This is a genomic window from Acinetobacter sp. IK40 (assembly GCF_035615075.1).
Taxonomy (GTDB): domain Bacteria; phylum Pseudomonadota; class Gammaproteobacteria; order Pseudomonadales; family Moraxellaceae; genus Acinetobacter; species Acinetobacter courvalinii.
Genome location: NZ_JANBOE010000003.1, coordinates 38,960 through 60,561, shown reverse-complemented (window position 1 = coordinate 60,561; position 21,602 = coordinate 38,960). Strand labels below are relative to the sequence as shown.

The window sequence follows — 21,602 nt, the reverse complement described above, 5'->3', positions numbered from 1 at the left end:
GACAAAGCAATAAAAAAAGGATGTTTATCATGGATGCTATCATTGCTGTATTAACAAAAAATGCGTTAGTGACAGCGCTTGCAGTCACAGGTTTGATGATGTTTGTATCGCATCTGCTTTCCAAATATTTGACCAAAGGAAAGCTGCAAAGCTCTGCAATTGCCATTACTTTAGGACTGGTAGTGGCATATTTTGCCGGCGTTTATACCCAAGGCACCAAAGGTATTTCCGATATTGCCATCTTCTCTGGTTTTGCATTATTGGGCGGTGCCATGATCCGTGATCTGGCCATTGCCTCGACTGCATTTGAAGTCGATGTAAAAGAAGTCAAAAAGGCCGGTAGAATTGGTCTCATTGCACTGATACTGGGTTGTATTGTGCCTTTTGTGATTGGTGCGATGGTAGCCTGGATTATGGGATATAAAGATCCTGTATCTATGACGACTATTGGAGCCGGTGCAATGACTTATATTGTAGGGCCGATTACAGGAACCGCGATTGGTGCAAGTTCTGATGTGATTGCTTTATCCATTGCGATTGGTTTGATTAAAGCAGTATTTTTTATGGTAGGAACACCTTTAATGGCGAAGTTTATGTACCTGAAGAGTCCACGTTCTGCTATGGTCTTTGGTGGGCTGGCTGGTACAACCAGTGGTACAGCGGCAGGATTGGCCGGTACCGATGTTCGTCTGGTGCCTTATGGCGCACTGGTCGCAACTTTTTATACCGGCTTGGGCTGTTTACTGGGCCCCTCTGTATTTTTTCTAACGGTCAATGCCATTTTTGGATAATGTATCCAGAGTCAGTGCAGGCAACTTATTTACAGTGGAATAAGTTGCCCGTTTTAAGCCGATCTCAAAACAGGGGAGAAGAAAGCTAAAATTCTATAGTGAGGTTCTAGCTTGTCTGACTGCCACGTAAGGTAACCCCAATCGAAGCTACCATAATACAAGCCAATGCCACCCACTGAATCAGGCTGATTCGTTCATGCAGCAGGACTAGACCTGCTAAGGCTGCTAATGCAGGTGCAAGACTGGAAAGGGTCCCATAACTGAGCTTGGTCAGTCGTTTCAGTGCCATTAAATCCAGTGCATAAGGAATCGCTGTGGCCAGCAGTGCAATCACCAGTGCTTTGCCCCAATATTGGGTATCCATCAGCGCAGGTGCATTATTCCAGAGCCCAAAAGGCAGCAGGGTCAGTGCAGATAAACTGATGGCAATGGTCAGGGCATGCATGCCGATGTTTTGCTGGACCACACGATGCCCAAAATAAATATACAGCGCCCAGAACAAACCGGCACTCAGAGCACACGCTGCACCGATATAGGAAAAATTTTGGGCATTGGCATCGTGCCACGGCACCATTAAAGCAATACCTAAAATCGCAAATGCCACCCAAATATAGTCACTGCGCTGTTTAATCGAGAGTAGGGCTAAACCGAGTGGACCAATAAATTCCAGACCGACCGCAATTCCTTGAGGAAGTTTTCCCAAAGAGGTGTAAAACAGAATATTCATACAGCACAAGGCAGCGCTATAGCACAGTAAATCTCGCCATTTGAGTTCCTTTAATTTGGCAATGATCTTCCAGGAACGAAACATCACTGCAACCAGAATAGTGGCAAAACAGAGTCTTAAAATCGTCACGGTGAGTGGATCGAGTGTGGCAATCAATTGCTTGGCGAATGAGGCACTGATCTGATACGCCACCATGGAAAGGACCATATACAGCACAGCAACCAACTGAATATTTTTCATGACTGGCCTAAAAAATAATGGAAAAGGGGATGAGCGGGCAGCATTTTTATTTGGTCTGTTTTTGCTGGCGGGCATGTTGGGTGGTAAAAGTACAGCCAATCGAGGCAATGATAATCGTACCCAAAGCAAGCCATTGATTCCAGAGTAATACTTCACCGAGGAAAATAAAACCTGAGAGTGCGGCCACCGCAGGTTCCAGACTCATTAAGGTGCCAAAGCTCAGTGGGGTTAAACTCCGTAGGGCAATCATTTCCAAGGTAAAAGGCAGGGCGCTGGCTAAAATCGCAAGACCAATAAAATAATATAAATTCGGCAGTTCAAACACCCGGTCGACTGCGCCTGAGAAGAGCGCGAAAGGCAGTAGACACAGCATGCCAATCGACATACCTAAGCAGACGGTATGATTGCCTGAGATACCGGAAGGCTTTTGTCCGGCAATAATATATAGTGCCCAACAGGCACCTGCACTGACAGCAAACAATACCCCGATCAGGTCGAGACCTTGCTGGGCCTGTTGCAAAGGGAACAGCAAAACCAGACCGAGAATGGCACAACCAACCCAGATGAAATCGTATTTCTGCCGGGCATGATATAAAGCAACACTTAAGGGACCAATAAACTCAAAGGCAACTGCCAAACCCAGAGGTAAGCGTTCAAGTGATAAATAGAACAGGGCATTCATGCCTGCCAGTGCGACACCATAGGTCAGAATGGCTTTCCAGCGCACCACTTTAAAATTAATGGTCCAGATTTTAAAAATCACAGCCAGAATCATCGCACCAAAAAACAGGCGCATGGCAGAGACAGTCAATACAGGAAAGCTTTGAAACAGGATTTTGGCTAAAGAACCACTGCCTTGTACACATAACATGGCAATCATCAACAGCAATAAAGCATGCAGAGGTGTTTTCAGTACAGGGTTAGACATCTTATTTTTTTACATTCGGTATAATATTCACATAATAATTCAAATGCCCATAAAAAAGCCACAGCATCAGCTGTGGCTTTTTCAGCATAGTTCTAACTATAAATTAGAACAATACGCGAACGCGGATGGTACCTTCAACATGGTTCAAGGTATCTAGCGCCTCTTGAGATGCAGATGCGTCAACATCCATCACCAGGTAACCGATATCACCTTTGGTCATTAACGACTGACCAGAGATGTTGATGCCTTGTTCAGCGAATAAGGTGTTGATCTTCGATAACACACCCGGCATGTTTTTGTGGATGTGCAGTAAACGGTGCTGGCCATCAGAAAGTGGCAATGCGATTTCTGGGAAGTTCACCGCAGAAAGCGTCATACCTTTGTCTGAATACGCAACGAATTTTTCAGCAACTTCCAGACCGATGTTGGCTTGCGCTTCCATGGTCGAACCACCCACGTGCGGGGTTAAGATCACGTTGTCTAAGCCACGAAGTGGAGACTGGAATTCTTCGCCATTGGCTTTTGGTTCTTTCGGGAATACGTCAACCGCTGCGCCTGCAATGTGGCCCGCTTTGATCGCATCCGCCAAGTCTTCAATTACTACACAGGTACCACGTGCAGCGTTCAAGAAGATTGAGCCTTTTTTCATTTTCGCGAACTGTTCTTTCTTGAAGAAGTTACGCGTAGATGGAACATCTGGAACGTGTAAAGTCACCACATCCGCAGTTTCTAAAAGTTCATCTAAAGAGCCAACTTGACGTGCATTACCTAATGGCAATTTAGTTACAGCATCAAAGTAGATCACTTTCATACCCAAGCTTTCTGCCAAAACAGAAAGTTGTGAACCGATCGAGCCGTAACCGACGATACCTAAAGTCTTACCACGAGTTTCAAACGAACCTACCGCAGATTTGTTCCAGCCACCCGCATGTGTATCTTTCGATTTTTCAGGTACACGACGAAGTAACAAAATGGTTTCAGCAAGAACTAGTTCTGCAACCGAACGTGTATTTGAATACGGTGCGTTGAAAACAGGGATACCACGAGACATTGCCGCTTTTAAATCAACTTGGTTGGTACCAATACAGAAACAGCCAACTGCGATCAGTTTGTTCGCAGCTGCAAAGATTTCTTCAGTCAATTGAGTACGGGAACGGATACCAATGAAGTGAGCGTCTTTAACCGCTTCTTTCAAAGCTTCGCCTTCAAGCGCAGTTTTGTGGTAATCGATGTTGGTATAACCCGCTGCGTTTAAGGTATCGATGGCATTTTGATGCACACCTTCTAACAGAAGGAAACGGATTTTGTCTTTAGGTAGTGATAGATGTTGGCTCATTACGGCTCCGCTACAAAGGCCAAAATTTAGTTGCAGTACTATAGCATACAGCTTTGAGATATAAATATTTGGTTTAAAATTAGCACAGCAGAATTGCTATAATTTTTCAGTTGCAGCTGAATTTTACGGGTTAAACACATTTTGTTATTACAGTATCTTTATCCTGCGCTTTATCCCATGCCTGCTTCTATGTAAAATGCAGGTATCTGATAGTCAAACCTGAAACCATCAGGTTTGCACTGTTCTGCCGAGTTTCCATATGTTGGATATTACAGTTTAAGATATTGAAAAATATTGTATTGTTATCCAGACGCTCTATCTTTACTTCTTGCTAGGCCTGTAAACGATGAATGCTTCAGTCGCTTTAACACCTGAGTTATTGACCCAATTAACGGCAATTGTGGGTGAAAACCGTATTAAAACCGATGCCGACAGTTTGGAAAATTGGGGACGTGATCATACTAAACATTTTGATCCGAACCCATCAGTCATCGTTTTCCCTTCAAGCACTGAACAAGTGCAGGCCATTGTCAAACTTGCCAACCAGTTTAATGTCGCAATTACCCCATCGGGCGGTCGTACCGGCCTTTCTGCGGGCGCGGTCGCAAGCAATGGCGAGATCGTGATTAGCTTTGACAAGATGAACCAGATTCTTGAGTTCTACCCAGCGGATCGTATGGTACGCGTACAAGCAGGTGTCGTGACCGAGCAATTACAGAATTATGCCGAAGAACAAGGCATGTACTATCCAGTCGATTTTGCTTCAGCGGGTTCAAGCCAGATTGGCGGTAATATCGGCACCAATGCGGGCGGTATTAAAGTCATTAAATACGGCATGACTCGTAACTGGGTGCTTGGCTTGACCGTGGTAACAGGTAAAGGCGATATCCTGCGTTTAAACAAAGGCATGATTAAGAATGCGACGGGTTATTCACTTCAGCATTTATTCATCGGCGGCGAAGGCACATTGGGTCTAGTGACTGAAGCTGAAATCAAGCTTGAGCGCCAGCCACAGAACTTACAAGTATTGGTGCTCGGTGTACCTGATTTTGATGCTGTGATGCCGGTACTCCATGCATTCCAGAAAGATATTGACTTAACCGCATTTGAGTTCTTTGGTGAACTTGCGATGCAAAAGGTGCTCGATCGTGGACATGTACAACGTCCATTTGAAACACAATGCCCATTCTATGTATTGCTTGAGTTTGAAGCGCCGTATGAGCCAATTGTCGACAAGGCTATGGAAATCTTTGAGCATTGTATGGAGCAGGGTTGGGTGCTGGATGGCGTGATGAGCCAGAGCCTTGAGCAGGTCGAAAGCTTATGGCGTTTACGCGAAGATATTTCGGAATCAATCGCGCCGTTCATTCCATACAAAAATGATATTTCAGTATTAATTACCCACGTACCTGCATTTATTCGTGAGATTGATGCGATTGTTCAAGATAATTATCCTGACTTTGAAATCTGCTGGTTTGGTCATATCGGTGACGGCAATCTGCACTTAAATATTCTAAAACCTGAAAACTTGACCAAAGATGAGTTCTTTGCCAAGTGTCAGGTGGTGAATAAATACGTGTTTGATACTGTGAAAAAATATGATGGTTCGATCTCTGCCGAGCACGGTGTGGGCATGACCAAAAAGCCGTATTTGGAATATTCACGTTCGCCTGAAGAAATTGAATATATGAAGGCATTGAAGTTGGCGTTTGACCCGAACGGGATTATGAACCCTGGCAAATTATTTGATCTTTAATGCTTGATTAAATAAAACAAGCTCTGCTAAAAGCGTATCGAAAGATGCGCTTTTATTTTATGCTATGGCACTTAAGTGAACATCATTTTTGGCCGATTCGGATTTTTGAGCTCAGTATAATGTCAATAAATATAACCATATTTTTAGGATTGCTACTATTATTTGTGCTGCAACAAACTCAAGAAAGTTATGATTTTAACAAGTCTGACTCAAAGGAGTTGAATGAAAAAATTAAAGCAAAAGCGAATGTCATAGCTTCAGAAAATAATCATCACGCACAGCCAGCAGAAGAAGAAAAACATCCTGCAGATACTTATCTGGATTTAACAAAAACACAAGAGAGACCTGCACGTCTGAATTATCGGATAGCACCTCAAATTCCTGATTTTAGTTCGGCTGAATTGAACTGGCAAAAGCAAGTGTTGGTTCTAGACCTATTCGTTAATGAGCATGGAGATGTAGAGCAGGTTTTATTTGAAAATAAAAATCAAAAGCACGAGACTGATAAAATTTTTCAAAAATTAAAACCAGCGTTTTTAAAAGCAAAGTTTTATCCTTATGTTGAAAATGGAGAGTCAAGAGCTTTTCGAGCTCAGCAACCCATTGAAATTGAAAGCTCAGATAAGGAACCTATATTACATAGAATTTTTGGCAATATATTGGGTGAGAACCAGAGATAAGCAGGTTAAATCTATTAGTATTTAACTGTCTGTCAGTTAAATAGATTAACATCCTCAGTAAATTATTTGCTCTTTAATGCTTGATGAAATAAAAGAAGTTCTGCTAAAAGCGTATCGAAAGATGCGCTTTTTTATTAAAATATATATTGCTGTAAGTAAAAATTTACAATTACATAAGTAATTATTCTATTTATTGGGGAAATTGATGTTTAAGAATACTCTTTTATGTTTATTCATTTTATTTGGAACTCAGCTCGGATGGGCTGACGATAATTTGAGTAAAGGTGATAGGCCGTCTGACTTAGACTTGGCTTTAATTAAAGCAGGACTTTTAGATACGAATTATAAAATTATAAATATTTCCAAAACAACTGAAAAATTAAATAAAAAAAGAAATCTAGATCCTGACTCTAATGCTTTTAAAATAATTTTATCTTCTACGGGGTTACTTCAAGAAATGAATTTTGATGTAACTTTATTAAAAGCTCAATCAAATAAAGATTTAGAAGATCCTATAAGTAAATATGTTGACATGTTTACTAATATTTTATTTCCAATATATTGTTATGAGCTAAGCCAAAATATATTTACGAAAGTAAATGCAAGTACGATGAAAGTTTCTCTAAGGGCGAAAGATGGCTCATTTATTGGACAGGTTCAGAAAAATAACTCTGAATGTGATTGGGAACAATATAATTATATTGATTTAAGTTCTAGGAGGTTTAGACCTAATGATGAAATGTCCCCTAAATACCTTATTTTTCCATCAATACCAAATTTCCAATCACACGAGTTAGGTTGGAAAAAAAGAACTTTAGAAATTCAGTTATTAGTCAATGAAAGTGGTGATGTTATAAAAGTTGGGTATCCAAATATTTATTTTAGTGATGAGACAGATAAGATATATCAAAAGCTGAAGCCTGCATTTTTGAATGCAAAATTTTATCCTTATATTTTTGATGGCGAGATAAGGTCCTTTTTAATTACACAGCCAATCGAACTACAAAGTTCAGGAAGTGAGCCTTTGTTTCACAAAATTATAAAAAGTATTTTGAGTAAAGAATAGAAGCATTAAGGTCCTTTAGTAAATGAACCTGTTTGTTACTCTTTAATTCTGATTTTTCCTTTTATTTAGTTGAATATATTGGATAAGATCACGATCAGTAAGCCTACCTTACTGATCGCTTGTAATCTAGATACCGCTTTCCAGAATACGAATATTCACATTAGCCACATAGTCTTTGGTTGCTTCAAAATGTTGCTGCATATGGGCAGTTTGCATGTGAGCTTCCAGATGAGCAGTACTTTGCCATTTCTCTAACATGACAATGGTATTCTCATCAGTGGCCTGCATCTCAATTGCAGGCAGGTGATCAATCAAGGCTTCATAACCATGACAGCCATCTTCTGCCAGTACGGTTGGTGTCACTTTTTTAAATGCATCTAATACCGCTTGACGATGCTCAGCACCTGCATGGGTACGGATTTCAGCAATAATAATTAGCATGACATGTTCTCGCTTAATGTGCTGCAAATAATTGATCTAAATGAGCTTTGTAGGCTTCAAGATAGCTTGGCACATTCGGTGCCTTGATCACATCATTGACAATAAATGTTGGAAGCGATTCCATACCCAGAAATTGATTGGCTTTGTGGAAAGGCAGGTAAACACCATCCACACCAACACCGTGGAAGAACTGGTCAGGATCGGTAAAGGCTTCCATCGGTGCATTCCAGGTTAAAGACAACATGTATTTTTTACCCTGAATTAGACCACCTGAACCATATTTTTTAGAGGCATCTGAACGGCTGCGACCGTCGCTGGCATAGAGTGAACCATGCCCGATGGTGAAGATATCATCAATATATTTTTTCATGGTCCACGGCGCGCCCATCCACCAGCCTGGCATTTGGTAAATCACCACATCTGCCCATAAATATTTGGCAATTTCGGCCTGAATGTCATAGTCACTGTCGGTACGCGTCACCTGTACCTGATGACCTAAGCTGCTTAGATGTGCTTGAGACATCTCGGTCAGGGTGTCATTCAACTCACCATTAGAATGTTCAAACTTTTTCGCGCCGTTAATAATTAAAATATTGCTCATGGGATTACTCAAAAATAGATACTAAAAACTGAGCGTATTTTAGAAAATCTATTCATGAGTAAAAATGCATAAATGAGCAAAATACTATTGACCAAAAATCAATAATTAAACTATTCAGCTTTTGATTTTTTCGCCTTATAGCAACGGCGAATGCCCCATAAAATTGCAATCGCGAGATACAACGGCCATAACATCACGAGCCAGATGATCGTCTCTCTTAGGCCATAGAGTCCGATTTTAATCGCTTCCCAGATTCGGCTGAGTAAAGGATCGCTGTCTAAGGTTGCAATGCGATTGATATTGAGATCACGGGTCTTGCGGACTTGCGCTTGCTGGAAAAACTCCAGTCGGATGGTGCTATAGGCCAAACGGTCTTTGACTTCCAGATTGGTCAGTTGCTGCAACTGGTTGTTGACCGCATTTGATGCACTGTTACTTTGGTTGGCGGTATTCAGTTTTTCTTCAAGCAGTTTTAATTCATAACGTTTGGCTTCATAGCTTTGGCTATTAAAGTTCAACATCAAGGGTAATAACTGATTCAGGAAAGGCGTAACCTGTTGATTGGGGATACGGACCGTGAGTTGTACCGTGGGGGTGATTTTTTCATAAATATCGACACTGCCATCGATACGATCCCGTTCAGATCGGTCACTGACTTGATAATTAATCTGTTTCTCTTCGATATAGCCTTGGTATTGCGATAACTGCTGTTCCAGTGCTGATGTGGTTTTTAATACGTCTTTGACTTCAAACTGGAGTTGGGCACTTTTAACCAGTTGACGGTTCTGCTCCAAGGCATTTTGTTGCTGACTCACCAGTTGTTCCGGATTTTTCGCGGCATTGTCCTGAATCGCTTGACTGTCTGCAGCGGCAGTTTCAGTTGCAACAGCAGCCTCATTTGCCGCATGATCTGGATGTTTTGAACAGGCAACCAGGCTACTGCTCAGTATTAAAATAACAGTTAATTTTTTAGTAAAATCTGACATCTCTGCATGCCTAAATTGTTGTGATATGAAGGTCGTAAAATCAGTATCTTCGATTTATTTGTTTATTTATAAGCAGATTGTTGAATCCAACAAATCTCTAGCACGTCATAACATTTTGTTGCCTGACCATGCAGTTTTGTATAGTAGCATAAATGAGCAACATGAAGTGCAGAGGGCAAAATGTATAAAACTGCAATGATATTGGGATGTGCTTTATTCCTCAGCGCATGTAATCAACCTATTACTGAATCGCAACAACAAGCGGCAGTTCAAAAAAGTACGGCCATGCATGCGGTATTACTGGATCAGCCGAATTTATTTCACGATGATAATAATCTAAAGATAGATCAGCAGTTTAATACGGCAGAGAATCCAAGCGATGCACAGATTACGGTGGAACAGGCGCAACTAGATGATTCTGTGGTGGCGGTGCGTACCGAATATCAATTAAAGCGCGATCAGGACGTCTGGAAAATTGTGAATAAAAAGCAGAGCTACCAATGTGCCAGAGGTGAAAATACCGAAACCTTCCAGTTTGAGTTATGCCCATAATGATCGGGACCCTATTGTCCAGTCTAAAATCTATTCAAAAATGTGGATAACTTTCAGGTTATTCACATTGTCACAATCGCTGTGGAAGATGGATTCAAATTGCTGTCATTTTAAAAAAGTGCTAAAGTTGCGTCTGGCGATTGTGCCAGAAGGTAAAACATTTACCAGTCTCACGTAAATAGATTGTTTTTCTTATATACACCTAGTGAATACGGTGTTTTCACATTTATCACATGCTTTTTTAGGGCATGAAATCAAAATTTAATTCTAAACCATAAAATCTCGTGGTCGTGATCCTGTTTTCTTTTTTTGAAAATGGGACGGGCACTAGTTGGTTATTTTTGTGAATAAAACATGATGACGAATAATCAGAACATGACGTTAAACCGTATAACGCTCATGTTTCCTTTAGCTTTAGTACTATTTGAATTTTCGGTTTATATCGGTAATGACCTGATTCAGCCAGCCATGCTGGCCATTACCGAACAGTTTGCCGTAAGTGCAACCTGGGCGCCCTCATCCATGTCGTTCTACCTGTTGGGTGGGGCCAGTGTGGCATGGTTACTTGGCCCTCTTTCAGACCGGCTGGGACGAAAAAAAGTATTACTGGCAGGTGTAGCTTTCTTTACGATCTGCTGTTTACTGATTTTGCTGACCCATAATATCGAGCAGTTTTTAACGCTACGTTTCCTGCAAGGCATGGGTTTATCGGTGATTTCAGCAGTGGGTTATGCTGCGATTCAGGAAAGCTTTGCAGAGCGTGATGCCATCAAGGTCATGGCACTCATGGCCAATATCTCTTTGCTTGCCCCTTTGCTCGGGCCGGTACTGGGTGCATTCCTGATTGATTATGTGTCATGGCATTGGGGCTTTGTCGCCATTGCGGCAGTGTCTTTCATGAGCTGGTTTGGTTTAAAGAAATTTATGCCTGCCACACAGGAAAGTCGCAAACAGCCGAAACAGCCATTTAGCTATATCTTGGATGACTTTAAAAAAGTGTTTAGCAATCGCCGTTTTCTTGGTTTAAGCATTGCTTTACCTTTGGTCGGTATGCCGTTAATGCTGTGGATCGCCTTGTCACCGATCATTCTGGTAGATGAGTTAAAGCTCAGCAGTGTGCAATATGGCTTGGCCCAGTTCCCGGTGTTCTTTGGCCTGATTATCGGTAATGTGATTCTAATCAAGATTATTGACCGTTTCCCTTTAGGTAAAACCATTTTAATGGGCTTGCCGATTATGTTACTGGGAACGCTGTTCTTGGTGCTGGGGGTGATCTGGCCCATTTATCTGGTGCCATGCTTATTGATTGGTATGACTTTGGTCAGTTTAGGCGAGGGGATCAGTTTCTCAGTGATGTACCGTTTTGCCTTGATGTCTTCTGAAGTGTCAAAAGGGACGGTCGCTGCGGCGGTTTCAATGCTGATGATGGTCAGTTATTTTGTCATCATTGAACTGGTACGGGTGCTATATACCCATGTGCATATCTGGGCCTTTGCACTGGCGAGTGTGGTGCTGATTGGATTCTGGTTTGCACAACCGCGCAAGGTGTTAAAACAGGTGATGCTGGAGCGTAAAGCAGAAGGCCTCAACTAATAAAAAAAGCTGAGATCAATATCTCAGCTTTTTTTATGCTGCTCAAAACAGCAGCAAAACTGTGGATATCTTTTTAGATACCCACAGTATTTAAATTATTTAATCACACCACAGGCAATACGGTCTCCGCCACCGCCTAAAGGTTTCGGTGAGTCAGAATAATTATCGCCACCGACATGCACCATAATGGCACGGCCATGAATATCAGCCAGTTTTAAGCGTGGTGCAATCACAGGTTGGGTGGCAAAGCCTTTTGCATCTACAACCAGAACTGGTAAATCACCCAAATGACCATTTTCCGGGGTACCGTGATGAGGAGCATTATTTGGATTTAAATGACTTCCAGCTGCGAGTGCTGCACCCATTTTGCCATCTTTCATTGCGGCTTCACATGAACCATTTTCATGAATATGGAAACCATGTTCACCCGGCGAAAGCTTGCCGAGCGCAGGGGTGATGAGCAAGCCTTTTGGCGTTTCCTGAAAAGCCACTGTACCAATAGAAGATCCTACACCTTTGGCATCGACCTGATAGACCTGTACCAGTTGTTTTTGTTCTTGCGTGGTTGATTGGGTCTGGATTTTTGATGCATTGTGATCTAAATCAGCAGAAGAACAGGCAGCAATACTCAGGCCCAGACAGCCCAGTAAAGAGAGTTTTTGAATCGTTAAAGTCATTGCGAAGATATCCTTATAAATTATCTTTATTTGACGATTCAAACAAAGTCTAGGATATCCCGCAAGCAAGTTAATCAATTGGTGACAAAAAATTAAACAAAATAAACCTATTTGGTTTCAGATGGAGCATCCAGTGTTGCAACCGGTTCATCCACATTTTCATGCAGCCATTCACGCCAGATCGCCAATAGAATCGCAAGAATCACAGGACCAATGAATAGACCGACCAAACCAAAACTGGCAATACCACCCAGTACCCCAAACATGATCAGGATAAACGGAATCCGGGTTGCACCTGAAATCACCAACGGTCGAATCACATTATCCGAACTGCTGACAATCAATACACCCCACAGCACCACGCCAATCGCTTCCATGGTTTGGCCTTGCGCAAAGAGCCATAGGCCAACACCCAGATAGGAAACCGGTGTGCCAAAAGGAATCAGTGCGAGGATAAAAGTCACCATAGTAAGTAGCATTGGATTCGGTACACCCGCGACAAAGTAGCTCAGACCTGCCAGCAGGGCTTGTGCCACTGCAGTTAAACCAACGCCATAGACTACGGCACGGGTCGTTTCTGAAATGGTGTCCAGATAATGATGCACACGTGGCCCAATCACCATTTCCAGGGCACGGCTCACCTGAGCCAGAATCATTTGCCCGTCACGATAAAAGAAGAACAGGGTCATGATGGCAAAGGTCAGTTTGACCAGATTACGGCTAATTTCACTCAGCACAAAACGTCCATAACTCAAGTGGCTTTGAATCCATTCCGCAATATTCTTGGTAATGCTGTTCGGATCATTGCTGAGTTCATTTACGGTACGGCTGATATCCTTACCAATGATGGGCAGGTTCCTGATAAAGTCCGGAATCTGGATATGACCCGAGAATAGTTGACGTTGTAAATTAAAATATAAATTGCGTCCTTCCAGTTGCAACATGAAGATTGCAAAAATAAAAGGAATTCCGATCACTAAAATCACCAGCGTAATCATTAGTGTGGCATTTAGGGTAGGACGGTTTTCACCAAAGAAACGACGCTGTACCCATAAATAAACAGGCCAGGTCATATACGCAATAATGGCCGCCCAAAGCACAGGGACAATAAAGTATTTGAGAATACTGAATCCCAAAAAGAGCAGGACAAAGAACAGTCCAAATAGCAAAACGCGTTGTAATATGGGAGCGTATTGTTGCACAAGCGTCCGTCTCTAAAAGTAAAATGCGAATAAAATCATATTAACTGAAAAATCTGCACAGTAAAATTTCATTCGGTAATTTCACCTTTAAATGTTTTGCTCCAGCAACAGCATAAATTTAAAAATGTCAGCGCGTTCGATGGTGAGACATGTAAAAAACAGGAAATAATGTTCAGCACAAAATACATGAACTCACGCTGGCAACATTTACTATCGAGTTTAATACAGGAGTCGGCAACGAGTTACAAAGCGTATTGTTAGATTAAATCCATCACGCATCCATAAATGAATTTTAAGGAGTAGTTCGATGGCTTATTCAAATAATCACAATCAATCACCTGAAAAAGCAGATCCGCATAATCAAGCAAAAACAAATCCTAACGATGTTTCCCAGCCCAATGACAACGTTGCGAACCTATTCAATAACGATAAAGCCAGCTATCAAGAGATTGAAGGGCTCACAGATACCGAGCAATTGCAGCAAAGCTTAGACCAGAACGCGACTTCGCAAAACCCTGAGGGAAGTCATGGTAATGAAAATATTCGTAAAGCAGTTGAAAATCTGGACCGTGACGAAATGAAGCATAATCTGAAAGATGAAAGTGCTGAAAAAGACGGGCCGAGCGAAAATCCTGCTCCGTTTATCACGCCTGAATAAACATCAAAGCTTGCTAAATCGAGCGATATCGAGAACCAAGCCTTTCACTGGTTTCATCTTTACGAGATGGAACCAGTGTATTTAAAACCATTCACTGGGATCGTCGACTAACTGGTTTAACACCGGTTGCCACTGGCTTTGGATACTGACAAAGTTTTTCTGGGTTTTATCAAAAATACTGAGACCCTGCATGGCTAATGTGCCGTAGGCACTCCGCTCTGAAATCCAGGCCACAGGTTCCTGTTCAATCTTGTTAAAGAAGTCCTGAATATCTTTAGAGCTGGAACTGTTCGGTTTGACCCGATTGGCAATCAGCAGGATTTGGACCTTGCCTTTACGAATGCGTTTAATGTCTTGCAAATGCTTGAGGAAACGACGGGTACTATCGATATCGAAGAACGAAGGTTGCAGCGGCGTCACGATGGCATGCGCTTCGCTGACCAGTTGCTCCGCATGTTCACCTGACAGCGCACCAGGGGCATCAATAATTAAATAGTCCAGATTTTTTGGTGCTTCACCGATTGATTTTTCATGTCGCCAATCCAGACTCTGAATGCCAGTCACCGTCGCCGGACGCTGCTTTAACCATTGTAAAGAAGATTTCTGGTTGTCTGCATCGGCCAGCGCGACCTTATAGCCTTTTTGTGAGAGTGCGGCAGCGAGCGTGATCGCTGTCATGGTCTTGCCACAGCCACCTTTTTGATTTGCGATTAATATGGTTTTCATGAAATTAGATTTATTTAACTTGGCTCTCGTATTCAACCATACCTTAGCATCTTTTTAGCGCGAGTGTGTTACACATGACAAAAGTTTAATGTTGCAGTTAAATAGCGATATTCAGAAAAAGGAAGGTTTTATGTCGGTTTGGCTTGCAATGTTGATCGGTGGCTGTATTGGTGTTGTCATCACCACCATTATTTTGTCCAGTACCCGAAATGGTCGGGTACAGGCCGAATATGAAAAGTATATTGCCGAGCTGGAACTGGAACATAAACAGGCCTTGCTGGATGCACAGAAGCGCAGTGTCAATACCAGCCGGGCGGTGCTGAAGGGAAAAATGGCGGAACAGTTTGCACCGATCTTGCCTGAATTCCAGTATCTGCCTAGTGATGCCAAATTCCTCGGTGATCCGGTCGATTATGTGGTGTTTGATGGTTATACCGATTTCCGTGATGGTGATGGAACGGCCGAAGATATCGAAGTGATCTTGCTCGACATCAAAAGTGGCGGGGCACGCTTAAGCAAGGGACAGCAGGCCATTGCCCAAGCGGTACGCGAAGGCCGGATCCGTTTTGAGACCTTAAGAATCGATTTTGAAGATTAATGTGGGATCTCTAATTTCTGTGCCCGCGCGAATAGCATCTTTTGGGCAATGACCGGAATGCCTTCCGCATCAAAATATTGTTTTTCGATCAGTTTAAATTTGGCTTGTAACAGGTGTCGCTCCATATCTCGATTGAGGTGGCAACCATCTGCAATACGCTTCTGGATCGGGGTGAGTAAAGTTTGCAAGGACTGTATTTTCGCAGAGTCTGGATGTTTGACATGTTCAACCAGATGAAAGGTCCCTGTCGGCTTGAGCACGCGATAGATTTCTGCCAGTGCCTGATCAAGCTGGGCAATACTGCACAAGGTCCAGGTTGAGACCACATGATCCAGAGATGCGGTGGCAAAAGGCAGTTTTTCTGCACTGGATTGGATATGCTTGATAAAGAATGGCGCCTGTTGAACCCGTTCAACCGCAAGCAGATAAATGTCCGGATTTGGCTCCAGCGCATAAAGCGTATCGACATTGCCATAGAAGGGAATATTCAGACCTGTACCAAAACCAATCTCGAGGACTTCTCCTTCGATCGGGAGCAATAATTCACGACGTCGATCCATCAGGCTGGCGGTTTGCATGACCTGATTCAGCAAATGAGGGAATATACGGCGTTGGTAAAATTGGTAAATCATACAAATCCATTCATTGATTCAAAATAAGCGGAGGGTCTCTGCACCACAAAAATATGACCAAAGTGAGTTTGATTGTTACTAAAAAAAGCACTTTTTTTCACCATCTAAGCATACTATGAAGAGACGTGCTTTTCTAAGTTTTTCGTTATGTTGAGGATGATTGAGCCATGAAAAAACGTCTGTTGATGAGTTTGTGCATGGTTGTTGCAATTGGGCAGACACATGCATCGACCAGTGGGGAAGAATACAATATTGCCAATGGTTTAGCGCCCGTTGTGAAATATCAGTCGATTTCGGTACTCAAGCCGTTTGACGGCAACTTCCGGATTCTTGGTTCAAAACTCTATCATGATGATGAGCAAGCCAAATTTTCTCCGATTGATTATGCGGTCAGTTTGGGTCTGTTTGCGAATCCCGAGATTGCTCGAACCATTGATGTTCAACAATATGACCGTTACCTGAACTGGAAAATGAAAACCTTACCGGTCCCACCCGATCAGGCCATCAAAATGGTATCGAATATGCACATTATTCCTGCCAATCCAGAGATTGCCAAGCAGATTAAACAGGTGAAACGTGGTGATCTGGTGCAGTTAAAAGGTGAACTGGTTGAGATTCGTGATAAGGATCTGGTGTGGAAATCATCGCTTACCCCCGGTGGTGTCGGTGATGGGGCCTGTGAACTGTTCCGTGTTAACTCGATCCAGTGGATTGAGAAACAGAATATTTAATGTTCAACCGTTCTAGACAGATTTTAGTCATTCAAAAGATTGATTTTGCCTTATTAAGGCGGAGTCTTGCAGGAGGCTGATCCACTATCAGGATAAGCTTTCAGCTGGACTTACTTTGGTTTCGCCCAAAGTAAGCAAAGGCATTGTCATCCGCAAAACCTGTTCACTCTCTGCATTTTATTAGTATCTGTATTAAATACAAAAATTAACACTTTTTAGATAATTGTCAGGTTGCGGATGACTTTAGCGCGTATCTAATTTTTAGGAAAAATTTGTGACTTATCACTCAGCCTGCATCTTTGTTTCAGCGGACTGAGTACTTCTCCAGTGATGTAACTGGCTTTGAGCATGTAGATATTCATTGAGCTGATCGACCGGCTGGCGAGTCTCTGTTTTAGCAGTACCCGTCTGGTCCAAAATTTTTGCCTGCTGTTCCCAATAATCATACAGTAAGCCTTGAATATAACGGCCTTGCTCGGTTTTTAGTTCCAGATCTTTCAGCATCGACAGCGCAGATTGAACATTGTCCTTTTGGCGTTGCTGTTCAAATTCCGGGGTTAAGGTATTGGCTTCTTTCATCTTGGCCAATTCCATTTCCATGCTATCGCTCATATCGGTAAAGCGGCGGTCATAGTCATCCAGTATGGCAATATCATGGCCATCATCTGCGGTTGCAGGGAACTGTTTGATCGGCAACTGCTTTAATTGACCAATCTCATCGTGGGCCGAACTGCTTTGCTGCTCCTGTTTGGCTGTCGGTTCTTTATCTTTATTACAGGCGCTCAAGAGCAGGGCTGAACTGAGCATACAGCTCAGGGCAAAGGTGGTTTTCATACTCGGCATGGATCAACTCGACAAATATTTAGTTTGCAATTTTCTGAAAATGATATGCAAAGGTGGTATAGAGGAAATCAATCTGATCTTGCGCAGTTAGACCGGTAAAATCAAATACGATTTGTTCGAACTTTGCTTTTAACTGTTGCTGTTCTGCGACCGGCATGGCGGCAATAAAACTGGTCGACAATAAACGCTTACTCACCACTTGCTCAACCGTACCGTGATGTTTCTGCTGGAAGGTCTGCAATTCAACAAAGCTAAACAGTTGCTGCTGTTCAAAAACCTGTTTCCATTGCTCACTGTGATAACGTGGAGTATCTCCTTCTAGCGGAGCAATTTCCTCCGCCAATGCGTTGACCCAGTCCACCGTGGTGTCGCGTTGATTCCAGATCAGCCCTAAATATCCTGACGGTGTTAATACCCGATGCATTTCTGTCAAGGTTTCAAGATTGGCAAACCAGTGGAACGATTGGGCACATAGAATCGCATCAATCGAGGCATCTGCCAGTGGCAAATGATCACTGGATGCCTGTATACATTTCACCTGTGGATGGCTGTGCTGAAGCTGTTGTAACATTTCAGCGACAGGCTCGACCGCAATCACTTTTGCCTTGCTTTGCAACAGGTAGGGTAAGAATTTGCCAGTCCCGGCACCAAGGTCAATAACAGTGGAATTTTCACCTATCTGGAGGCGATCTTGCAGCCAAACCCCAATATCTTGCGGGTAACTGGGGCGAACCTGCTGGTACAGTTCGGCACCTAAACTAAAGCCTTTTTGAGCGGCAGGGTGTAAGGATTGTGTCATCTTTTGCGCTTTTTAATCTGTCTTATCTCTATAAAATAAGATACTCCGCAATTATGGTTTGGCAAAGCCATCATTTGGTGACTTTTTGCTACAGACCCTGGATCAATTTCTCAGTGTGAGCATGGATAAGCAAATCGTATTTGAAGATGAACATATTCGCGTTATTTTTTTAAAAGGTTCAAGTGACACTTTAGTGGTTTCGTTCGGCGATTTGATTAGTCGCGCCAAAGGAATGTCCATTAATGCTGAAAAATCATTAATAAAATATCAATACAACGTCCTTGGCATTATGCCAAAACAAAAATCATGGTTTCCTAAAAGCAGCATGCTGCAAATGCAGCAACAGATATTGCCAATTTTGCAACAGTTTAAACAGATTGTCGGCTATGGCGGCTCCATGGGGGGCTATGCTGCAATTAAATATTCCAACTTGTTGAATATGCAAAAAGTGGTGGCTTTTGTCCCACAGTATTCGATCGATCCTGATGTGGTTCAGGATCGCCGTTATGCCGAGTTTTTTGATGCCAGCATTCATCAAGATATGCAGATTCAGGCTGATGAAGTCGATGCATCGCGTGAATACATTATTGTTTACGACCCTTATTTTGTCGAAGATAAAGAGCATTTTTTAAAAATTCAGCCTTTATTGCCGAAGATGCATGTCATTCATTTGCCATTTACTGGCCATGAAGCACTTTCGGTGCTGGCAAGCTCGCAATTGCTGAATGATTTTGTCGAAAAACCTTTTGAAATTACTTATTTCTACAAGCGTGTACGTGAAGTTAAAAAGCAAAGCAAATTCTATTATCGTCATGTGCTGGATGCCTTATTGGCAACACATCATCAAGCCTTACTGAAGATTTTAGAAAACAATGAGTTTGAGCTGGATGAACGCTATTTTGATGCGGTCATCAAGCAGAAGCTGGTACAACAGTTATTTAAGCTGAAACATGCCAGCGAGCAGAACCTGCATAAGTTGGGGATTCAGCCGCATTTCGTACAACAGGCTGGTCATTCGAAGCCAACGCTCATAACGGCTCAACAGAGCTGTCTGGTCTTTAATCTGGTGAGTTTAAAACTGGAAAGTTATAGCGCTGAGACGCTTGCAGCCAATCTGAATTATCTTGTTCCGTTAAAAGTTGCGGACAGCGCATTAGTGCAAATCGAGCTGAATGATGAAACTTATTTATTGACCATGAATGATCGTGGTATTCACAAGCTGGTCAAGGTCGGTGAGGCTTTGGCCTTGGATCAGTCGCCGCTGGTGTTTAAACGTTATGCCGAGTTTTGTAGCATCAGTTATAAGCAACTGAGCTTAAGCTGTGATGAACAAGGCTTCACGCATTTTGTTGAAAATAATGTGGATGAGCAGACCAAACTGCAATTATTTAATTAATTCTTTGCCATAAAAAAAGCCCTTTGCATTGCAAAGGGCTTTTTTTTAGAACGGACTTAAAGGATTAGTTTGCACCAATTTTTGCGTTGGTATTCACATTGGCATTGACGCCTAGCACCTTAACACCGACATTGGCACCTGTTTGCAGGCCTTTCTTATCTGCATTCAAGCCGGTTTGGGCATTTACACCGGTAGTTTTACCGTTTACCTGTGCTTGCGCATTGGTTTGAGCACCTAAATTTAATGATTTAGGTTGGTTAGATGCCTTTTTGTCTTCAATACGTTTTTTGACATTTGCAGTGGTCTCCGCTGCAAACTCTTTCCCATCAACAGTTTTCTCTACTGCATAATCTTTAGTGTTTTTAACGGCTTCACCGGTTTTGTTCACGACAGTTGAACCGATATGAGTTGCTGTTCCAACGGTTTTCTGAGTTGCGCTTACGCCTGTATTAACAGCAGCGTGACCGACATTGTGTGCTGTATGACCTACGCCTTGTGCCACGTGACCAACGCCTTGAGCAGTATTTTTTACTGCGCCAGTCACACCCTTAAGCAAGCCACCAGACTGTACATTGACTTGAGCTGAGCCATTCGCATTGACTTCAGCGCTCTGTGCAAAAACAGAGGCAGAAGCAAGGATAGTTGTTGTCACGATAGCTGTTTTGATCATTTTTTTCATTGCGATTTCCTTAAGCGATGTACCGTAAAGCGGTACTTCATTAACGCAACTGCATCATAGCGAGCAAAAAAGCAAAAATGTGTGATTTTCATCAAAAATTACATCCAGATTACAGCTTAAACACACTTTGGCGAGAAATTATGAAGACTGGTTATCATAATAAGCACGTGAAAAGTGATGTTTTTTAATTAATATAAAATCCTGTAAATCATCATTTTTATATTTTTGGGGCAAAACGGTTTTTAATCATTTCGAGTTATATTTTATCGAACCAAATATGAAAATTTAGAATATTTAAATAGGATTAAACCGGTTTAAAAATAATCAAAATCATGGCATTTTTATTGCTTGGTATAAATAGGTGAAATCGTAGTTGTACTTTTTTGAGTCATTTAAAGTTTTATGACCCATTTTCGATTCCACCTCATTTTTCATTTTGAAGAATGAAATCGAGTTAAAAGATTTAAGGGGTTTAGGTCCCATGAAATTTTTAATCGTTTTGACTTGAAATGTATATGTGAAATTTAAAGTGAATTTTTAAATTGTATTCGCATTATTTATAGAAAAACAACTGACAACCAGGTAATGACCAGTAACTCAAGCACTGGAGAATATAAATGAAACAGATTGCCGCATTTTTATTTGTCCTGATCGCACTTGGCGTAGTGGTGTTCTATTTTGAACCCGCAACGCCGAGCAATGCCTCAGACGATACCGCAGTTTACCAGATGCGTCCTGAGCACTCAGGCAGCAGTTCAAGCGTTTTAAAACCAGAGGAGGCCAAAACAGCAACACACACTACATCCGATATGTTGAATCAATTAAATACAACACAAAAAGATGTTCAATTTTATGACACCAAAAGTGATCCTTCGATACAACCGATTGATCCGGAAAACGACCCAGCGAATGAAATTAAAAAACTTTAAATACGCTGGATTTCTTTATCCAAGAAAACCAAAAA

The 21,602-nt window shown here is 42.1% G+C and carries 24 protein-coding genes; 11 read left to right on the top strand and 13 right to left on the bottom strand.

The features are described 5' to 3' along the window. Positions 1–29: 29 nt before the first annotated feature. Positions 30–791 (top strand): malonate transporter subunit MadM, encoded by a 762-nt coding sequence (madM, locus tag MSG93_RS06640; RefSeq protein WP_324621081.1) that lies wholly within the window; start codon positions 30–32, stop codon positions 789–791. 106 nt (positions 792–897) lie between these two features. Here the strand turns inward: madM and MSG93_RS06635 are convergent, their stop codons facing one another. The 3 genes from MSG93_RS06635 to serA form a co-directional block, all read right to left on the bottom strand. Next, positions 898–1,758 (bottom strand): EamA family transporter, encoded by an 861-nt coding sequence (locus MSG93_RS06635; RefSeq protein ID WP_324621079.1) that lies wholly within the window; start codon positions 1,756–1,758, stop codon positions 898–900. Positions 1,759–1,804: 46 nt separating this feature from the next. After that, positions 1,805–2,686 (bottom strand): EamA family transporter, encoded by an 882-nt coding sequence (locus MSG93_RS06630; RefSeq protein ID WP_312050394.1) that lies wholly within the window; start codon positions 2,684–2,686, stop codon positions 1,805–1,807. A 103-nt stretch (positions 2,687–2,789) separates the two neighbouring features. Then, positions 2,790–4,022: a phosphoglycerate dehydrogenase gene (gene serA, locus MSG93_RS06625; RefSeq protein ID WP_005227546.1), complete on the bottom strand. Its 1,233-nt coding sequence runs from the start codon at positions 4,020–4,022 to the stop codon at positions 2,790–2,792. A 346-nt stretch (positions 4,023–4,368) separates the two neighbouring features. On the opposite strand from serA, the gene MSG93_RS06620 reads away from it, so the two are divergent. From MSG93_RS06620 to MSG93_RS06610, 3 genes are all read left to right on the top strand, one after another. Then, complete coding sequence (locus MSG93_RS06620; protein WP_324621076.1) at positions 4,369–5,778, top strand: FAD-binding oxidoreductase; 1,410 nt, start codon at positions 4,369–4,371, stop codon at positions 5,776–5,778. Positions 5,779–5,897: 119 nt separating this feature from the next. Further along, complete coding sequence (locus MSG93_RS06615; RefSeq protein ID WP_324621074.1) at positions 5,898–6,458, top strand: hypothetical protein; 561 nt, start codon at positions 5,898–5,900, stop codon at positions 6,456–6,458. Positions 6,459–6,663: 205 nt separating this feature from the next. After that, positions 6,664–7,524, top strand: a complete 861-nt coding sequence (locus MSG93_RS06610; protein ID WP_005227542.1) for a hypothetical protein — start codon at positions 6,664–6,666, stop codon at positions 7,522–7,524. Positions 7,525–7,650: 126 nt separating this feature from the next. Here MSG93_RS06610 and MSG93_RS06605 read toward each other — a convergent pair whose 3' ends face one another. The 3 genes from MSG93_RS06605 to MSG93_RS06595 form a co-directional block, all read right to left on the bottom strand. Then, positions 7,651–7,965, bottom strand: coding sequence for a putative quinol monooxygenase (locus MSG93_RS06605; RefSeq protein ID WP_324621071.1), 315 nt, complete (start codon positions 7,963–7,965; stop codon positions 7,651–7,653). Between the two features lie 13 nt (positions 7,966–7,978). Beyond that, positions 7,979–8,566 carry an NAD(P)H-dependent oxidoreductase gene (locus MSG93_RS06600; protein WP_005227538.1) on the bottom strand — a complete coding sequence of 196 codons (588 nt, stop codon included), beginning with the start codon at positions 8,564–8,566 and terminating at the stop codon, positions 7,979–7,981. Between the two features lie 110 nt (positions 8,567–8,676). Continuing rightward, positions 8,677–9,552 (bottom strand): DUF4349 domain-containing protein, encoded by an 876-nt coding sequence (locus MSG93_RS06595; RefSeq protein WP_324621070.1) that lies wholly within the window; start codon positions 9,550–9,552, stop codon positions 8,677–8,679. Between the two features lie 180 nt (positions 9,553–9,732). Between MSG93_RS06595 and MSG93_RS06590 the strand changes: the two genes are divergently transcribed. Beyond that, a complete protein-coding gene (locus tag MSG93_RS06590; protein ID WP_324621069.1) occupies positions 9,733–10,104 on the top strand; it encodes a hypothetical protein in 372 nt (123 codons plus the stop codon). A 357-nt stretch (positions 10,105–10,461) separates the two neighbouring features. Beyond that, positions 10,462–11,697 carry an MFS transporter gene (locus MSG93_RS06585; protein ID WP_420714304.1) on the top strand — a complete coding sequence of 412 codons (1,236 nt, stop codon included), beginning with the start codon at positions 10,462–10,464 and terminating at the stop codon, positions 11,695–11,697. A 95-nt stretch (positions 11,698–11,792) separates the two neighbouring features. Here the strand turns inward: MSG93_RS06585 and sodC are convergent, their stop codons facing one another. Both sodC and MSG93_RS06575 read right to left on the bottom strand, forming a co-directional pair. Then, positions 11,793–12,374 (bottom strand): superoxide dismutase [Cu-Zn] SodC, encoded by a 582-nt coding sequence (sodC, locus tag MSG93_RS06580; protein WP_324621067.1) that lies wholly within the window; start codon positions 12,372–12,374, stop codon positions 11,793–11,795. A gap of 107 nt (positions 12,375–12,481) precedes the next feature. Then, positions 12,482–13,576 (bottom strand): AI-2E family transporter, encoded by a 1,095-nt coding sequence (locus MSG93_RS06575; RefSeq protein ID WP_005227529.1) that lies wholly within the window; start codon positions 13,574–13,576, stop codon positions 12,482–12,484. 307 nt (positions 13,577–13,883) lie between these two features. Here MSG93_RS06575 and MSG93_RS06570 point away from each other — a divergent pair, with 307 nt between their 5' ends. Continuing rightward, the gene (locus tag MSG93_RS06570; protein ID WP_324621065.1) at positions 13,884–14,234 is read left to right on the top strand and encodes a hypothetical protein; all 351 of its coding nucleotides are present in this window, start codon (positions 13,884–13,886) and stop codon (positions 14,232–14,234) included. An 81-nt stretch (positions 14,235–14,315) separates the two neighbouring features. Here the strand turns inward: MSG93_RS06570 and MSG93_RS06565 are convergent, their stop codons facing one another. Then, a complete protein-coding gene (locus MSG93_RS06565; protein WP_005227525.1) occupies positions 14,316–14,960 on the bottom strand; it encodes a ParA family protein in 645 nt (214 codons plus the stop codon). A 130-nt stretch (positions 14,961–15,090) separates the two neighbouring features. On the opposite strand from MSG93_RS06565, the gene MSG93_RS06560 reads away from it, so the two are divergent. Continuing rightward, positions 15,091–15,558, top strand: coding sequence for a Holliday junction resolvase-like protein (locus tag MSG93_RS06560; RefSeq protein ID WP_004775965.1), 468 nt, complete (start codon positions 15,091–15,093; stop codon positions 15,556–15,558). On the opposite strand, the gene MSG93_RS06555 is transcribed toward MSG93_RS06560, so the two are convergent. Further along, positions 15,555–16,190, bottom strand: a complete 636-nt coding sequence (locus tag MSG93_RS06555) for a class I SAM-dependent methyltransferase (RefSeq protein ID WP_324621062.1) — start codon at positions 16,188–16,190, stop codon at positions 15,555–15,557. The two genes, MSG93_RS06560 and MSG93_RS06555, sit on opposite strands and share 4 nt — an antisense overlap. 167 nt (positions 16,191–16,357) lie before the next feature. On the opposite strand from MSG93_RS06555, the gene MSG93_RS06550 reads away from it, so the two are divergent. Next, positions 16,358–16,921, top strand: a complete 564-nt coding sequence (locus MSG93_RS06550; RefSeq protein WP_009513834.1) for a hypothetical protein — start codon at positions 16,358–16,360, stop codon at positions 16,919–16,921. A 282-nt stretch (positions 16,922–17,203) separates the two neighbouring features. Here the strand turns inward: MSG93_RS06550 and MSG93_RS06545 are convergent, their stop codons facing one another. Then, the gene (locus MSG93_RS06545) at positions 17,204–17,764 is read right to left on the bottom strand and encodes a hypothetical protein (RefSeq protein ID WP_324621059.1); all 561 of its coding nucleotides are present in this window, start codon (positions 17,762–17,764) and stop codon (positions 17,204–17,206) included. A gap of 19 nt (positions 17,765–17,783) precedes the next feature. Then, positions 17,784–18,563 carry a class I SAM-dependent methyltransferase gene (locus MSG93_RS06540; RefSeq protein WP_324621058.1) on the bottom strand — a complete coding sequence of 260 codons (780 nt, stop codon included), beginning with the start codon at positions 18,561–18,563 and terminating at the stop codon, positions 17,784–17,786. 121 nt (positions 18,564–18,684) lie between these two features. Here MSG93_RS06540 and MSG93_RS06535 point away from each other — a divergent pair, with 121 nt between their 5' ends. Beyond that, positions 18,685–19,959 (top strand): hypothetical protein, encoded by a 1,275-nt coding sequence (locus MSG93_RS06535; RefSeq protein ID WP_324621057.1) that lies wholly within the window; start codon positions 18,685–18,687, stop codon positions 19,957–19,959. 64 nt (positions 19,960–20,023) lie between these two features. Here MSG93_RS06535 and MSG93_RS06530 read toward each other — a convergent pair whose 3' ends face one another. Then, positions 20,024–20,638: a hypothetical protein gene (locus MSG93_RS06530; protein WP_005282875.1), complete on the bottom strand. Its 615-nt coding sequence runs from the start codon at positions 20,636–20,638 to the stop codon at positions 20,024–20,026. A 617-nt stretch (positions 20,639–21,255) separates the two neighbouring features. Between MSG93_RS06530 and MSG93_RS06525 the strand changes: the two genes are divergently transcribed. Next, a complete protein-coding gene (locus MSG93_RS06525) occupies positions 21,256–21,567 on the top strand; it encodes a hypothetical protein (RefSeq protein WP_324621056.1) in 312 nt (103 codons plus the stop codon). Positions 21,568–21,602: the final 35 nt, after the last annotated feature.

What these genes read in the sequence shown, in the direction of transcription:
- madM (WP_324621081.1), top strand. Translation starts at nt 30, where the DNA reads ATGGATGCTATCATTGCTGTATTAACAAAAAATGCGTTAGTGACAGCG.
- MSG93_RS06635 (WP_324621079.1), bottom strand. Translation starts at nt 1,758, where the DNA reads ATGAAAAATATTCAGTTGGTTGCTGTGCTGTATATGGTCCTTTCCATG.
- MSG93_RS06630 (WP_312050394.1), bottom strand. Translation starts at nt 2,686, where the DNA reads ATGTCTAACCCTGTACTGAAAACACCTCTGCATGCTTTATTGCTGTTG.
- serA (WP_005227546.1), bottom strand. Translation starts at nt 4,022, where the DNA reads ATGAGCCAACATCTATCACTACCTAAAGACAAAATCCGTTTCCTTCTG.
- MSG93_RS06620 (WP_324621076.1), top strand. Translation starts at nt 4,369, where the DNA reads ATGAATGCTTCAGTCGCTTTAACACCTGAGTTATTGACCCAATTAACG.
- MSG93_RS06615 (WP_324621074.1), top strand. Translation starts at nt 5,898, where the DNA reads ATGTCAATAAATATAACCATATTTTTAGGATTGCTACTATTATTTGTG.
- MSG93_RS06610 (WP_005227542.1), top strand. Translation starts at nt 6,664, where the DNA reads ATGTTTAAGAATACTCTTTTATGTTTATTCATTTTATTTGGAACTCAG.
- MSG93_RS06605 (WP_324621071.1), bottom strand. Translation starts at nt 7,965, where the DNA reads ATGCTAATTATTATTGCTGAAATCCGTACCCATGCAGGTGCTGAGCAT.
- MSG93_RS06600 (WP_005227538.1), bottom strand. Translation starts at nt 8,566, where the DNA reads ATGAGCAATATTTTAATTATTAACGGCGCGAAAAAGTTTGAACATTCT.
- MSG93_RS06595 (WP_324621070.1), bottom strand. Translation starts at nt 9,552, where the DNA reads ATGTCAGATTTTACTAAAAAATTAACTGTTATTTTAATACTGAGCAGT.
- MSG93_RS06590 (WP_324621069.1), top strand. Translation starts at nt 9,733, where the DNA reads ATGTATAAAACTGCAATGATATTGGGATGTGCTTTATTCCTCAGCGCA.
- MSG93_RS06585 (WP_420714304.1), top strand. Translation starts at nt 10,462, where the DNA reads ATGACGAATAATCAGAACATGACGTTAAACCGTATAACGCTCATGTTT.
- sodC (WP_324621067.1), bottom strand. Translation starts at nt 12,374, where the DNA reads ATGACTTTAACGATTCAAAAACTCTCTTTACTGGGCTGTCTGGGCCTG.
- MSG93_RS06570 (WP_324621065.1), top strand. Translation starts at nt 13,884, where the DNA reads ATGGCTTATTCAAATAATCACAATCAATCACCTGAAAAAGCAGATCCG.
- MSG93_RS06565 (WP_005227525.1), bottom strand. Translation starts at nt 14,960, where the DNA reads ATGAAAACCATATTAATCGCAAATCAAAAAGGTGGCTGTGGCAAGACC.
- MSG93_RS06560 (WP_004775965.1), top strand. Translation starts at nt 15,091, where the DNA reads ATGTCGGTTTGGCTTGCAATGTTGATCGGTGGCTGTATTGGTGTTGTC.
- MSG93_RS06555 (WP_324621062.1), bottom strand. Translation starts at nt 16,190, where the DNA reads ATGATTTACCAATTTTACCAACGCCGTATATTCCCTCATTTGCTGAAT.
- MSG93_RS06550 (WP_009513834.1), top strand. Translation starts at nt 16,358, where the DNA reads ATGAAAAAACGTCTGTTGATGAGTTTGTGCATGGTTGTTGCAATTGGG.
- MSG93_RS06545 (WP_324621059.1), bottom strand. Translation starts at nt 17,764, where the DNA reads ATGCCGAGTATGAAAACCACCTTTGCCCTGAGCTGTATGCTCAGTTCA.
- MSG93_RS06540 (WP_324621058.1), bottom strand. Translation starts at nt 18,563, where the DNA reads ATGACACAATCCTTACACCCTGCCGCTCAAAAAGGCTTTAGTTTAGGT.
- MSG93_RS06535 (WP_324621057.1), top strand. Translation starts at nt 18,685, where the DNA reads ATGGATAAGCAAATCGTATTTGAAGATGAACATATTCGCGTTATTTTT.
- MSG93_RS06530 (WP_005282875.1), bottom strand. Translation starts at nt 20,638, where the DNA reads ATGAAAAAAATGATCAAAACAGCTATCGTGACAACAACTATCCTTGCT.
- MSG93_RS06525 (WP_324621056.1), top strand. Translation starts at nt 21,256, where the DNA reads ATGAAACAGATTGCCGCATTTTTATTTGTCCTGATCGCACTTGGCGTA.